General features: G+C 65.6%; 1 protein-coding gene and 1 pseudogene. Both read left to right on the top strand.

All coding sequences use genetic code 11. The features are described from left to right. Nucleotides 1-5: 5 nt before the first annotated feature. Nucleotides 6-5,195 (top strand): annotated as a pseudogene (locus TVH25_RS17045) (amino acid adenylation domain-containing protein); the annotation flags it as partial. A 119-nt stretch (nucleotides 5,196-5,314) separates the two neighbouring features. Beyond that, nucleotides 5,315-15,364, top strand: a 10,050-nt coding sequence (locus TVH25_RS17050) for an amino acid adenylation domain-containing protein (protein ID WP_422424936.1), incomplete at its 3' end; no start/stop codon positions are given.

Below are 15,364 nucleotides of genomic sequence, written 5' to 3' on the forward strand. Positions count from 1 at the left end.
TGGTGCTCGATGAGTTTCCGCTCAACAGCAGTGGGAAGCTCGATCGTAAGGCGTTGCCTTCCCCTGTCTTCGAGGCTCGGGAGTTCCGGGCACCGCAGACCGCCGTCGAACAGGTTGTGGCGTCGGTGTTTTCCGAGGTGCTCGGTGTCGAGCGTGTGGGGCTCGATGATGATTTCTTCGCCTTGGGTGGTAACTCGTTGGTTGCGACCCAGGTGGTGGCGCGTCTGGGTGCGGCGCTCGGTACTCGGGTGCCGGTGCGGGTGTTGTTCGAGGCGTCCACCGTCGGGGAACTTGCGGTGCGGGTGGAGCAGCTGTCCAGTGGGAGTGCCGGGGTTCCATTGGTTGCGCGGGTGCGGCCGTCGGAGATTCCGTTGTCGTTGGCGCAGCAGCGGATGTGGTTCCTGAATCGGTTCGACCCGGATTCCACCGCATACAACATTCCGCTCGCCCTGCGGATGACCGGTGCACTGGACATCAGAGCGCTTCGCGACGCGGTCGCGGATCTGTTCTCCCGGCACGAATCACTACGCACCGTCTACCCGGAGACGGAGTCCGGTCCCGTTCAGCGCATCCTTTCGGCGGCGCAGGCGTCGGTGGACCTGGCCCCGGAAGATGTCACGGCGACAGACCTCCAGACCCGGATGCGCGAGATCGTCTCGGCCGGATTCGATGTGACGACGAACGTGCCCGTGCGTATGCATCTGCTGCGCGTGACCGACGAGGACCATGTGCTGGTGACGGTCGTGCACCACATCAGTGGCGACGGGTCCTCGATGGTGCCGCTGGTGCGTGACGTGATGACGGCGTATTCCGCGCGCACCGCCGGAACCGAACCGGCATGGGCGCCATTGGAAGTGCAGTACGCGGACTACGCGCTGTGGCAGCGCGAGGTGCTCGGCTCCGAAGACGACCCGGACTCGACCGCCGCGAAGCAGCTCGCCTATTGGCGTGAGTCCCTGGCCGACCTGCCCGACCAGCTGGATCTCCCGCTCGATCGACCGCGGCCGGCACAGCAGAACTTCCGCGGCGACCGTGTGGAGTTCCGCATCGGTGCCGACCTGCACGGTGAGCTACGCGACCTCGCTCGGGCGCAGAATGCCACGGTGTTCATGGCCGTGCATGCCGCGTTCGCGGCGCTGCTCGCCCGGCTGTCGGGTTCCGGTGACATCGCGGTCGGCACACCCATCGCGGGCCGTGACCAGCAGGCAACCGACGACCTTATCGGCATGTTCGTCAACACGCTCGTGCTGCGGCTGCAGGTGGACGGCGGCAACTCCTTCGGTGATCTGCTCGTCGCTGCCCGTGAAACGGATCTGCAGGCGTTCGCGCATGCCGATATACCGTTCGAACGACTCGTCGAGGTCCTCAATCCGGCGCGCTCGACCGCACGGCACCCGCTGTTCCAGGTCGGATTCTCGTTCCAGAACCAGCGCCGGGCGGAACTCGAGTTGCCCGGTCTCGCCGTAACGCCGATCGACCTCGAAGGTGGCGTCGCACAGTTCGACCTGCATCTGATCGTCACCGACCGTTACCGCGAGGACGGAACGCCGGACGGGATCGACGCCATCCTCACCTACGCGACGGATCTGTTCGAGCGGGAGACCGTGGAAGCGGTCGCAGACAGGCTCGTGCAGCTACTCGGTGCGTTCGTCCAGGATCCCGCTGCGCCGGTCGGCGACCACCTTTTGCTTCTCCCGCCCGAGCGCCACGTTCTCACCGAACGGAACGAGACCACCCACGACACCGGCGTATCCGCCACCCTCGTCGACCTGTTCGACGAGCAGGTCGCCACCCGGCGTGATGCCGTGGCACTCGACTACGAGGGCCGGCAGTGGACGTACGGTGAGTTCGACTCGTCGGTGAACCGGCTCGCCCGTCATCTGATCTCGCTCGGTGTGGGACCCGAAGATCGTGTCGCACTTGCAGTTCGGCGCTCGCCTGAATTGCTGGTCGGGATGTATGCGATCGCCAAGACCGGCGCTGCGTATGTGCCCGTCGACCCCGCGCAGCCTGCCGAGAGGAACGCGTACATCCTCGACACCGCTGCACCCGCAGCGATCGTCACGACGAGTACGGACCCGGTCGGACACGGGCAGGTTCGGGTGGTCGAACTCGACCGCGTCGACCTCTCCGATGTCGCGGACACGCAGGTCACCGACATCGAGCGGACCGCGCCGCTGCGCCCGGACCACACGGCCTACGTGATCTTCACCTCGGGTTCGACGGGCAGGCCGAAGGGTGTTGCCGTTCCGCACGCCGCGATCGTGAACCAGTTGCTGTGGAAGCGCAGCTTCTTCGGACTCGGCCCGGACGATGCCGTACTCCTCAAGACTGTCGCCACCTTCGACCTGTCGGTGTGGGAGTTCTGGTCGGCGCTCACGGCCGGTGCGCGTCTGGTCGTGGCAACTGCGGACGGTCATCAGGACCCCGACTACCTGCTCGGACTGCTCCGTGACCGCAACGTCACCACGTTGCACACGGTTCCGTCCATGCTGTCGATGCTCATGACCGTGGCGGCGGGCCCGCTTTCCCCGTCGCTGCGTCGCGTCCTCGCGATCGGCGAGGCCCTGCCGGCTCCGGTGGCACAGCAATTCCGCCAGGCGAATTCGGCGGCGCTGTACAACCTGTACGGTCCGACCGAAGCTGCCGTCTCGGTCACCGTGCACGAGGTCGACGATGCCGACACGGTCATCGTCCCGATCGGTGTGCCCGAGTGGAACACCGCCGTCCACGTTCTCGACGGGCGGCTGCGTCCGGTCGCCCCGGGTGTGGCAGGCGAGTTGTACCTCGCGGGCGCCCAACTGGCGCGTGGCTACCACGACCGCCCGGATCTGACGGCCGACAGATTCGTCGCGGATCCGTTCGGCGGCGGACGCATGTACCGCACCGGCGACATCGTGCGATGGAACCGGGACGGCCGACTCGAGTACCTCGACCGCGCCGACTTCCAGGTGAAGATTCGCGGATACCGGATCGAACTCGGCGAGATCGAGGTCGCTCTGCGCGACCTCACGGACGTGCGCGACGTCGCTGTCGCGGTGCGCTCCGACGCCCGGACCGGCGACCGGCTGATCGCCTACGTCGTTCCGGTCGGCGACGGGGACTTCGACGAGAACGTGGTCCGTTCCGCACTTGCCGAACGGCTTCCGTCGTACATGGTGCCGTCGGCGTTCGTGGAACTCGATGCGCTGCCGCTCAGCACCAACGGCAAACTCGACCGGGCGGCACTGCCCGATCCGGCCGTCGAGGCAGGCGAGTTCCGCGCACCGACCAACCCGGTCGAGGAAGTCGTCGCGGATGCAGTAGCCGAGTTGCTCGGTGTGGAGCGGGCTGGTCTCGACGACGACTTCTTCGCCCTCGGCGGCAATTCCCTGCTCGCGACACAACTCGCGGCACGTCTCGGCGCGGCGCTCGACACGAAGGTGGCCGTGCGCAAGGTGTTCGAGGCACCCACGGTGGGGGCCCTTGCCGCCCATATCCAGCCTTCCGTCGGAGCGGGGGCTCGCGCCCCCCTCGTCGCCGGACCGCGACCCGAACGTATTCCGTTGTCGTTGGCGCAGCAGCGGATGTGGACCCTGAACCGGGTCGATCCCGACTCCGGTGTCTACAACATCCCGGTTGCGGTGCGCTTGACCGGTGAACTCGACACCGAGGCCCTCCAGAACGCGGTCTTCGACCTGTTTGCGAGGCACGAGGTACTCCGGACCGTCTACCCGGACACCGAGGACGGCCCCGTGCAGGTCGTCCTGCCGGTTGCTCAGGTCGTTCCGGCTCTGACCCCGATCGATGTGACGCCCGGCGAACTCGTCGACCGTCTCACCGAGATCCTCGGCGCCGGATTCGATGTCACCGGTTCGCTGCCTCCGGTGCGGATGGCGGTGTTCCGGATCTCGGCGAGCGAACATGTGCTGGCCGTGGTGGCGCACCACATCGCCTCGGACGGTTACTCGATGCGACCGCTCGTCCGCGACGTGATGCTCGGCTACACCGCCCGTGCGCAGGGACAGGCCCCGGGCTGGGAGCCACTCGAGGTCCAGTACGCGGACTACACGCTCTGGCAGCAGTCCGTCCTCGGTTCCGAGGACGATCCGGACAGCGAACTGTCACGTCAACTCGATTACTGGGCAAGTGAACTCGCGGGCGCACCCGAAGTGCTCGAGCTCCCCACCGACCGTCCGCGACCGGCCCGGCAGTCCACCGCGGGTGCATCGATCACCTTCGACGTCGGTGAGGAACTCGCCGTCCGTATCGAGAAGGTCGCACGGGAACACCACGCCACCGTATTCATGGCGATGCACGCCGCCTTTGCGGTGCTGCTCTCCAGGCTGTCCGGCAGCGACGACATCACCGTCGGCACTCCGACGGCGGGTCGTGGTGAAGAAGCACTCGACGGTCTCGTCGGCATGTTCGTCAACACCCTGGTGCTCCGTACCCGCGTCACCGGTTCGTCGACGTTTTCGGACCTGCTGGAACAGGCCAGGGAAAAGGATCTCGCCGCGTTCGGCAACGCGGACGTGCCGTTCGAACGGGTCGTGGAACGTCTCGGCGTACGTCGGAGCAGTTCCTACACACCGCTGTTCCAGGCGATGCTGACGTTCCAGAACATCGAAACAGGGACGTTCGAACTGCCGGGTCTGGCAGTGACTCCGCTCGAGACGGGCGTAGACCAAGCGAAATTCGATCTGCAGTGCACCATCGTCGAACAGTTCTCGCCGGGTGGTGCGCTTCAGGATCTCGCGGTGACCTTCACCTACGCCACGGCGTTGTTCGACGCGGCAACGGTGGAAACGCTCGGTCGGCGCTTCGTCCGGATCCTCGATGCCGTCGCCACCGACCCTCGCACGGTGCTGCGGTCGATCGACATCCGTTCGGACGAGGAACGTGCGCGTGCCGCACGGCCGCGGAAGGCGCGAACGGTGGCGGATCTTCCCGCGCTCGTGACGGCAGCAGCCACGGTCGCACCCGAGACGGTGGCCTTCGCACACGGTGAACGCGAAGTCACATTCGGTGAGTTCGCGGGACGCCTGGACACGATGACGACGACCACAGGCGGTGCGCTGACCGCGGAAGCGCTCGTATCGGTGGTGCTCAACGGGTTGGTGCCGGGAATGCTGCCCGAACTGGGGGCGGACGGCCTCGCACAACTCGTGCGGGAGGTGATCGCCTTGGCGGAGGGAGTGATCTCCGCGGATTAGTTCTGCGTCGGTCCGTTCGGGATAATCGAGGATCGGATGTCGTTCGACGCTCGGACAGTACCGTCGGGGGTCGCGTGAGCGATACAGCGAGCGCAGGTTATTTCAGGAGGATGGGGTAGATGACGAGTGACGTGGCGGGCAATCCGGCGTTGGCAATCGGCGATCTGCCTCGGGTGCTCGCCGCCGTGGCGGACGTCGAGCCCGACCGTGTAGCCCTCGTCGACGGCGAGACCCGGCTTACCTACGGCAGCCTGCACCAGGAGATATCCACCCTCGACGCGGCGATGGGTGGCGCGCTCGGGTTCGACGCTCTCCTCCCCGTCGTGCTGTCGACCGTCGCTCCCGGACTGCTCGGCGGCGCAGGACTTCCCGCGGTCGTCGAGTCGCTTCTCTCCGACGCCCTGGTGGTGCTCGGAAACGACGCGGTCGCGCCGGCGGTAGCCGACCCGAACACCCTCGCCGCAAAGTTCGATGCGCAGGTGGCGGCGACACCGGACGCGACGGCGCTCCGATTCGAGAACGACACCCTGACCTATCGCGAGTTCGATGCGCGCGCGAATCGCCTCGCGCGGCACCTGATCGACCTCGGTGTGGGGCCCGACGTCCGCGTCGGTCTGGCCGTCCGGCGCTCGTTCGAGTTGCTCGTGGGCATGTACGCGATCGTCAAGGCCGGTGGCGCATACGTGCCTCTCGATCCCGATCACCCGGCCGATCGGCTCGCCTACGTCCTCGAGATCGCCGAACCCGCAGTCGTCGTCACGACCGCACGAGACGACGTGGACCTGCCCGAGACGGTTCCGACGGTGGCAGTCGACACGATCGACCTGTCGGGCGTCTCCGACGAACCCGTCCGGCCCGAGGAGCGGACGGGCGCGCTGACCGCCGACCACCTGGCGTACGTCATCTTCACCTCCGGATCCACTGGTCGGCCCAAGGGCGTGGCGGTCGAACACCGCGCGATCGTCGCGAACATCGCCTGGCGTCAGGCCGAGTACGGAATGCGCGCCGACGACGTGGTCGTGCAGAAGACCCCGTTCACGTTCGACGTGTCGGTGTGGGAGTTCTTCTGGCCGCTACAGGTGGGAGCGTGCCTGACGATCGCAGCGCCCGACGGCCATCGCGATCCGGGGTACCTCGCCCGCACCATGATCGACCACGGCGTGACGATCGCTCACTTCGTACCGTCGATGCTCGCGGTGTACCTCGAGGAGCCTGCCGCTGCATCGGTGACTTCTCTGCGCTACGTCTTCGCGTCCGGTGAGGCGCTGCCTCCGCAGACGGTGGCGCGGTTCCATCAACTGTCCTCGGCGAGCCTGCACAATCTGTACGGGCCCACCGAAGCCGCGGTCGACGTCACCTATTACGCCACCGCGCCCGGCGACACCGTCGTCCCTATCGGCGCGGCGGTTGCCGACACCGGTCTCTACGTTCTCGACGAGGGTCTGCGTCCGGTTCCGGACGGATCCGAGGGCGAGTTGTACCTCGCCGGGGTCCAGTTGGCGCGTGGCTACCTGCAACGCCCCGATCTGACCTCCGACCGGTTCGTCGCAGACCCGTTCGGAGACGCCGGCGACCGCATGTACCGGACCGGCGACCTCGTGAAGACGAACGCCGACGGGCAACTCGAGTACATCGGCCGCACCGACTTCCAGGTCAAGCTCCGCGGACTACGCATCGAACTCGGAGAGATCGAATCGGCGCTACTCGACCACCCGACGGTGCGTCAAGCCGTGGTGGTGGTGCACCACGAACCCACCCTCGGCGACCACCTCGTCGCCTACCTCGTCACCGACGGCCGCGAGATCGACCGCACCGAACTCGCGGAGGCGGTGCGGCGGCGTCTTCCCGGTTACATGGTGCCCTCGCTGTTCGTCGCACTCGACGCCTTCCCGCTGGGCGCGAGCGGAAAACTCGACCGAAAGTCGTTGCCGAAACCCGACTTCAGCTCACTCCAGCGGGAGTACCGCGCGCCGTCCACCCCGACCGAACACACTGTGATTGCTGCCTTCGAGCAGGTTCTCGGCGTCGAAGGACTCGGCGTGGACGACGACTTCTTCGACCTTGGCGGCAACTCGCTCAGTGCGACACGCGTGGTGGCACGACTCGGTGCCGACCACAACGTCCGCATCGACGTCCGCGAGTTCTTCGATGCGCCGACCGCCGCCGAACTCGCGGTGCTCGTCGACGCCGCATCGGCTTCCGGGGGCGACACGCGTGCGCCGTTGGTCGCCCAGGTCCGTCCGGATCGGGTGCCGTTGTCGCTGGCGCAGCAGCGGATGTGGTTCCTCAACCGGCTCGATCCCGACTCTGCGGTGAACAACATCGCGTTGGCGATACGGCTCGTGGGGCGGGTCGAGGTCGAGGCTCTGTCGTCCGCGGTCTCCGACGTGATCGCCCGGCACGAGTCGCTCCGGACCATCTACCCGGACCACGAGGGTGTCGGCAGTCAGCAGGTGCTGCCGGTCTCGGAATTCGTCGTCGACGTGACGCCCGAACCGATCTCCCCGAACGACGTGGTCGCCCGCGTCACCGACATCGTCTCCGAAGGATTCGACGTCACCCGTCAGGTGCCGTTCCGGGTGCGGGTGCTGCGTGTCTCCGACCAGGAGTACGTGCTGGTGGTGGTGGTCCACCACATCTCCGCCGACGGGTTCTCCGCCGGCCCCCTGACACGGGACGTCATGTCCGCCTATGTGTCCCGGGCCTCGGGTAGTGCTCCGCAGTGGGAACCCCTCGAGGTGCAGTACGCCGATTACGCACTCTGGCAGCGCGAGGTGCTCGGCAGCGAAGACGACCCGTCGTCGCTCATGGCACAACAACTCGACTATTGGCGCCGGACGCTGGCGGAGCTTCCCGACGAGCTGGAGCTTCCACGGGATCGCCCGCGCCCCGCGGTGGCGAGCAACCGAGGAGCGTCGCACCGGCTCGACGTGGGTCCCGACCTGCGTCGTCGTATCGCAGAGCTCGCGCGCCGGCAGGGCTCGACCGAGTTCATGCTGGTACACGCCGCGTTGGCAGTGCTGCTCGGCCGCTTGTCGGGTACCGAGGACATCGTCGTCGGATCACCTGTCGCCGGTCGCGGGGACGCCGCGCTGGACGATGCGATCGGCATGTTCGTCAACACCCTGGTCCTCAGGACTCCGATCGACACCTCCCGGTCGTTCGACGAGGTGCTCGGCAGCGTGCGCGACGTGGACCTGGAGGCGTTCGCGCATGCGGATGTGCCGTTCGAGCGGTTGGTCGAGGTGCTCGATCCTGCCCGTTCGCAGGCGCGTCATCCGCTCTTCCAGGTGATGCTGACCTTCCAGAACATGCCCGTCACATCCCTCGAGCTCCCCGGCCTGTCGGTCGAGTCACTGGAATTCGACACGGCGATCGCGAAGTTCGATCTGCAGGTGACCGTCACCGATCTGGCCGGGTCGGGTGAGCAGTCGAAGGGTTTCGGTATCGAGTTCACGTATGCCACCGATCTGTTCGATGCCGCAACAGTCGAGGGCTTCGCGGAGCGGTTCGTGCGGATCCTCGAGGCGGTGGTGGCTGATCCGTCGTGTCGGGTGGGGGATATCGATCTGCTGGGCGCCGATGAGCGGGTGACGGTGCTCGAGCGGTGGAACGATACGTCGCATCCGGTGCCGGAGTCGACGTTGCTGGATCGGTTCGATGCGCAGGTCCTTTCGAATCCCGACGCGATTGCGGTGGTGTTCGAGGGCGAGTCGTTGACGTATGCGCAGTTCGATGCGCGGGTCAATCGTCTTGCGCGGTATCTGATCTCGCGGGGTGTGGGTCCGGAGACGATGGTCGGGTTGGCGGTGCGCCGGTCGTTGGATCTGCTGGTGGGGATGTATGCGATTGTGCGGGCCGGTGGCGCGTATGTGCCGATCGATCCGGATCATCCGGCCGATCGGATTCGGCATGTGCTCGATATTGCTGATCCGGTGTGTCTGGTGACGACGGCCCGTGATGGGTTCGAGGTGCCGTCCGGGGTGGATGTCGAGGCGATAGAGATCGATCGGCTGGATCTGGAAGGGTTCTCTGCCGAGCGGATCGGTGACGACGAGCGGCGCAGTGTCCTGCGTCCGGACAACACGGCGTATGTGATTTTCACGTCGGGTTCGACGGGCCGGCCGAAGGGTGTGGCGGTCTCGCACGGGGCGATCGTCAATCGTCTCGAGTGGATGCAGCACGAATACTCGCTCACCGGAGCGGATGTGGTGTTGCAGAAGACGCCGTTTACGTTCGATGTGTCGGTGTGGGAGTTTTTCTGGCCGTTGGGTGTGGGTGCGCGGTTGGTGGTTGCTGCTCCGGACGGTCATCGGGATCCGGTGTATCTGGCGACGGTGATGGCGGAGCGCAGTGTGTCGGTGGCGCATTTTGTGCCGTCGATGTTGGCGGTGTTCGTGGCGGAGGCGTCGGTGGGGGCGGCGTCGTCGTTGCGGTTGGTGTTCGCTTCGGGTGAGGCGTTGCCCGCGTCGGTGGCGGGCCGGTTGATGTCGGTGCTGCCGGGGGTGCGGTTGCACAATTTGTATGGTCCGACCGAGGCCGCGGTGGACGTGACGTTCCACGAGGTCGTCGACGCCGATACCGTGTCGGTTTCGATCGGTGCGCCGGTGTGGAATACGCAGGTGTTTGTGCTCGACAGCCGACTCGCGCCGGTGCCGGTGGGTGTGGCGGGTGAGTTGTATCTGTCGGGTGTGCAGTTGGCTCGTGGGTATGTGGGTCGGCCGGATTTGTCGGCGGAGCGGTTTGTGGCGTCGCCGTTCGGTGTGGGTGAGCGTCTTTATCGCACGGGTGATGTGGTGCGGTGGAACGCCGATGGGGAGTTGGAGTACATCGGTCGTTCCGATTTTCAGGTGAAGTTGCGGGGGTTGCGGATCGAGCTCGGTGAGATCGAGGCGGCGTTGGTGTCGCACGATTCGGTCGCTCAGGCTGCGGTGGTGGTGTCGGCCTCGGATCTCGGGGATCAGTTGGTGGGCTTTGTGGTGCCTGTTGTGGGGGCCACGGTGGATCGCGGCGAGTTGGTGCGGTTTGTTTCGGGGTTGTTGCCGGGGTATATGGTGCCGTCGTTGTTTGTGGTGCTCGATGCGTTTCCGCTCAACAGCAGTGGCAAGCTCGATCGTAAGGCGTTGCCTTCGCCCACTTTCGAGACTCGTGAGTTCCGGGCGCCGCAGACTGCTGTCGAGCAGACTGTGGCGTCGGTGTTCGCCGAGGTGCTCGGTGTCGAGCGTGTCGGTGCGGACGATGATTTCTTTGCGCTGGGTGGTAACTCGTTGATCGCGATGCAGGCGGTCGCGCGCCTGAGTGCCGCACTCGATACGCAGGTGCCGGTGCGGGTGTTGTTCGAAGCCTCGACCGTCGAAGCGCTTGCGGGTCTGCTCGAGTCGTCGTCGTTTGCGGGTCGCGTGCCTCTTGTGGCCGGCACTCGTCCGGCGCAGATTCCGTTGTCGTTGGCGCAGCAGCGGATGTGGTTCCTCAACCGGTTGGATCCGGGGTCGGCGGTCAACAACATTCCGGTGGCGATCAGGTTGTCGGGATCGTTGGATGTCGACGCGTTGCAGGCCGCGGTGTCGGATGTGGTGGCACGGCACGACTCGTTGCGGACGGTGTATCCGGAGGTCGACGGGGTCGGTTTCCAGAAGGTGCTCGGTGCCGGCGACGCGGTCGTGGAGGTGCGCGCTCTGGACGTGGCTGCCGAGGATGTTGCGGGGCGGGTCGCCGAGGTTGTGGGTGCCGGTTTCGATGTGACGCAGCAGGTTCCGATCCGGGTGCAGTTGTTGCGTGTCGCGCCGGAAGAGCACATTCTGGTTGTGGTGGTTCATCACATCTCCGGCGATGGGTTCTCTATGGCGCCCCTGACTCGTGATGTGGTCACCGCGTACGCAGCGCGGGCCGCGGGCCGGGAGCCGGGGTGGTCGGCGCTCGAGGTGCAGTACGCGGATTACACGTTGTGGCAGCGTGAGGTTCTCGGCGACGAGTCCGATCCGGAGTCGCTGCTTGCGCGGCAAACCGAGTTCTGGCGCAGTGCTTTGGCGGATCTGCCGGAGGAGTCGACGTTGCCGGGGGATCGGCCTCGTCCGGTGGTGTCGAGTTACCGGGGTGCGTCGCACGGTTTCACGATCGATGGTCGTATTCGTGCGGGTATCACCGAGGTGGCACGCCGCAGTGGTGCAACGGAATTCATGGTCGTCCATGCTGCGTTGGCCGTGTTGCTGTCACGGTTGGGCGCGAGTTCCGATGTTGCGATCGGGACGCCCGTCGCGGGTCGTGGTGAGGCTGCGCTCGATGATCTGGTGGGTATGTTCGTCAACACGCTCGTATTGCGGACGTCGGTTGATGGTGGGGTCCCGTTCGGGGAGTTCCTCGATACCGTTCGGGGGACAGATCTCGATGCGTTCGCGCATGCGGATGTGCCGTTCGAGCGGTTGGTGGAGGTGCTCGATCCTGCGCGTTCGCAGGCGCGTCATCCGTTGTTCCAGGTGATGCTGACTTTCCAGAATTTGGCGGCTGCGGAGCTCGAGCTGCCCGGTCTGAGTGTCTCGGGTGTCGACTTCGATGCGCAGATCGCGAAGTTCGATCTGCAGGTGACGTTGTCGGACGGGTTCGCGGAGGATGGTTCGCCGGACGGCTTCCATGCGGAGTTCACCTATGCCACCGATTTGTTCGATGCTTCGACGGTCGAGGGGTTCGCGGAGCGGTTCGTGCGGATTCTCGAGGCAGTGGTGTCTGATCCGTCGGGTCCGGTAGGGGATATCGATCTGCTGGGCGCTGATGAGCGTGTTGCGGTGCTCGAGCGGTGGAACGATACGTCGCATCCGGTGGCGGAGGCGACGTTGCTGGATCGCTTCGACGCGCAGGTTGCTGCGTCGCCGGATGCGGTCGCGGTGGTGTTCGAAGACGAGTCGTTGACGTATGTGCAGTTCGATGCGCGGGTCAATCAGCTTGCGCGGTATCTGATTTCGCGGGGTGTGGGTCCGGAAACAACCGTCGGGTTGGAGGTGCGCCGGTCGTTGGATCTGTTGGTCGGGATGTATGCGATCGTGCGGGCCGGTGGCGCGTATGTGCCGATCGATCCGGATCAGCCTGCCGAGCGCAACGCCTACATCGTGGAGATGGCGTCGCCGGTGTTGGTGGTGTCGACGTCGCGGGACGGGTTCGACGTTCCGGTGTCGGTGCCGGTGGTGTCGATCGACACTCTCGATCTTGCCGAGGTGTCGGCCGCGCCGGTCTCGGACGAGGAGCGGATTTCGCCGCTGCGACCCTCGAATACCGCATACGTGATTTTCACGTCGGGTTCGACGGGCCGGCCGAAGGGTGTGGCGGTCTCGCACGGGGCGGTCGTCAATCGTCTGGAGTGGATGCAGCACGAATACTCGCTCACCGGAGCGGATGTGGTGTTGCAGAAGACGCCGTTCACGTTCGATGTGTCGGTGTGGGAGTTTTTCTGGCCGTTGGGTGTGGGTGCGCGGTTGGCGGTTGCTGCTCCGGACGGTCATCGGGATCCGGCGTATCTGGCGAAGGTGATGGCCGAGCGTGGTGTGTCGGTGGCGCATTTTGTGCCGTCGATGTTGGCGGTGTTCGTAACCGAGGCCGGGGTCTCGGATCTGTCGGGTCTGCGGTTGGTGTTCGCATCGGGTGCGGCGTTGTCGCCGCCGGTGGCGGCGCGGGCGCGGGCGGTACTTCCGGATGCTGCTGTGCACAATTTGTACGGTCCGACCGAGGCTGCGGTGGATGTGACGTTCCACGAGGTGTCCGATGCCGATGTGGTGTCGGTGCCGATCGGTGTGCCGGTGTGGAATACGCAGGTGTTTGTGCTCGACGGTCGACTGGCGCCGGTGCCGGTGGGTGTGGCGGGTGAGTTGTATCTGTCGGGTGTGCAGTTGGCTCGTGGGTATGTGGGGCGGCCGGATTTGTCGGCGGAGCGTTTTGTGGCGTCGCCGTTCGGTGTGGGTGAGCGGTTGTATCGCACGGGTGATCTGGTGCGGTGGTCTGCTGATGGGGAGTTGGAGTACATCGGTCGTACCGATTTTCAGGTGAAGTTGCGGGGGTTGCGGATCGAGCTCGGTGAGATCGAATCTGCTCTTCTGGGCTTGGATGGTGTCGGTCAGGCCGTGGTGCTGGTGCGTGCGGATGCGCATGCGGGTGAGCAGTTGGTGGCGTATGTGGTGCCGGCTGCGGGTGCGTCGGTGGATTCTGTGGTGTTGTCGCGTCGGTTGGGTGCGGTGTTGCCGGCTTATATGGTGCCGTCGGCGATGGTGGTGCTCGATGAGTTGCCGGTGGGTTCGTCGGGCAAGTTGGACCGTAAGGCGTTGCCTTCCCCTGTCTTCGAAGCTCGGGAGTTCCGGGCCCCGCAGACACCCGTCGAACAGGTTGTGGCGTCGGTGTTTTCCGAGGTATTGGGCGTCGAGCGGGTCGGTCTCGATGATGATTTCTTCGCTTTGGGTGGTAACTCGCTGATTGCGCCCCCGGGGGGCGCGCGCCTGGGCGCGGCACTCGATACTCGGGTGCCGGTGCGGGTGCTGTTCGAGGCGTCCACCGTCGGGGAACTGGCGGTGCGGGTGGAGCAGGTGTCCGGTGGGGGTGCCGGGGTTCCGTTGGTTGCGGGGGTGCGTCCGGCACAGATTCCGTTGTCGTTGGCGCAGCAGCGGATGTGGTTCCTCAACCGGTTGGATCCGGGGTCGGCGGCGAACAACATTCCGGCGGTAATCAGGTTGTCGGGATCGTTGGATGTCGATGCGTTGCAGGCCGCGGTGTCGGATGTGGTGGCGCGGCACGAGTCGTTGCGGACGGTGTATCCGGAGATCGACGGAGTCGGTTTCCAGAAGGTTCTGCCTGTCTCGGGGACCGTCGTCGAGGTACGTCCGGAAACTGTCGCGGCCGACGAGGTCCCGGCACGTGTCACGGAGATCGCGACTGCCGGTTTCGATGTCACGCAGCAGGTTCCGATCCGAGTGCGGCTGCTGCGAATCACGCCGGAAGAGCATGTGCTGGTTGTGGTAGTTCATCACATTTCCGGTGACGGGTTCTCGATGGGGCCGTTGACCCGGGACGTGGCAACGGCGTACGCAGCGCGGGCCGCGGGCGCGGTCCCGGAGTGGTCGGCGTTGGAAGTCCAGTACGCGGATTACACGCTGTGGCAGCGAGAGGTCCTCGGCGACGAGTCCGATCCGGAGTCGCTGCTCGCGCGGGAAACCGAGTTTTGGCGCACTGCTTTGGCGGATCTGCCGGAGGAGTCGACGTTGCCGGGGGATCGGCCTCGTCCGGTGGTGTCGAGTTACCGGGGCGCCTCGCATGGGTTCACGATCGATGGTCGTGTTCGTGCGGGTATCACCGAGGTGGCACGACGCAGTGGTGCAACGGAATTCATGGTGGTGCATGCTGCTCTTGCGGTGCTGTTGTCGCGGTTGGGCGCGAGTTCCGATGTTGCGATCGGGACGCCCGTCGCGGGTCGTGGTGAGGCTGCGCTCGATGATCTGGTGGGTATGTTCGTCAATACGTTGGTGTTGCGGACGTCGGTTGATGGTGGGGTGTCGTTCGGGGAGTTCCTCGATGAGGTCCGCCGGGTGGATCTCGATGCGTTCGCCCATGCCGATGTGCCGTTCGAGCGGTTGGTGGAGGTGCTCGATCCTGCGCGTTCGCAGGCGCGTCATCCGTTGTTCCAGGTGATGCTGACTTTCCAGAATTTGGCGGCTGCGGAGCTCGAGCTGCCCGGTCTGAGTGTCTCGGGTGTGGACTTCGATGCGCAGATCGCCAAGTTCGATCTGCAGGTGACCGTCACCGATCTGGCCGGTGCGGATGAGCAGTCCCAGGGCTTCGGTATCGAGTTCACGTATGCGACCGAGCTCTTCGATGCTTCGACGGTGGAGGGGTTCGCGGAGCGGTTCGTGCGGATCCTCGAGGCGGTGGTGGCTGATCCGTCGTGTCGGGTGGGGGATATCGATTTGCTGGGCGCCGATGAGCGTATTGCGGTGCTCGAGCGGTGGAACGATACGTCGCATCCGGTGCCGGAGGCGACGTTGCTGGATCGCTTCGATGCGCAGGTTGCTGCGTCGCCGGATGCGATTGCGGTGGTGTTCGAGGGCGGGTCGTTGACGTATGCGCAGTTCGATGCGCGGGTCAATCGGCTTGCGCGGTATCTGATCTCGCGGGGTGTGGGTCCGGAGACGACGGTGGGG

This window comes from Rhodococcus sp. 7Tela_A2 (assembly GCF_049311045.1).
Taxonomy (GTDB): Bacteria; Actinomycetota; Actinomycetes; order Mycobacteriales; family Mycobacteriaceae; genus Rhodococcus.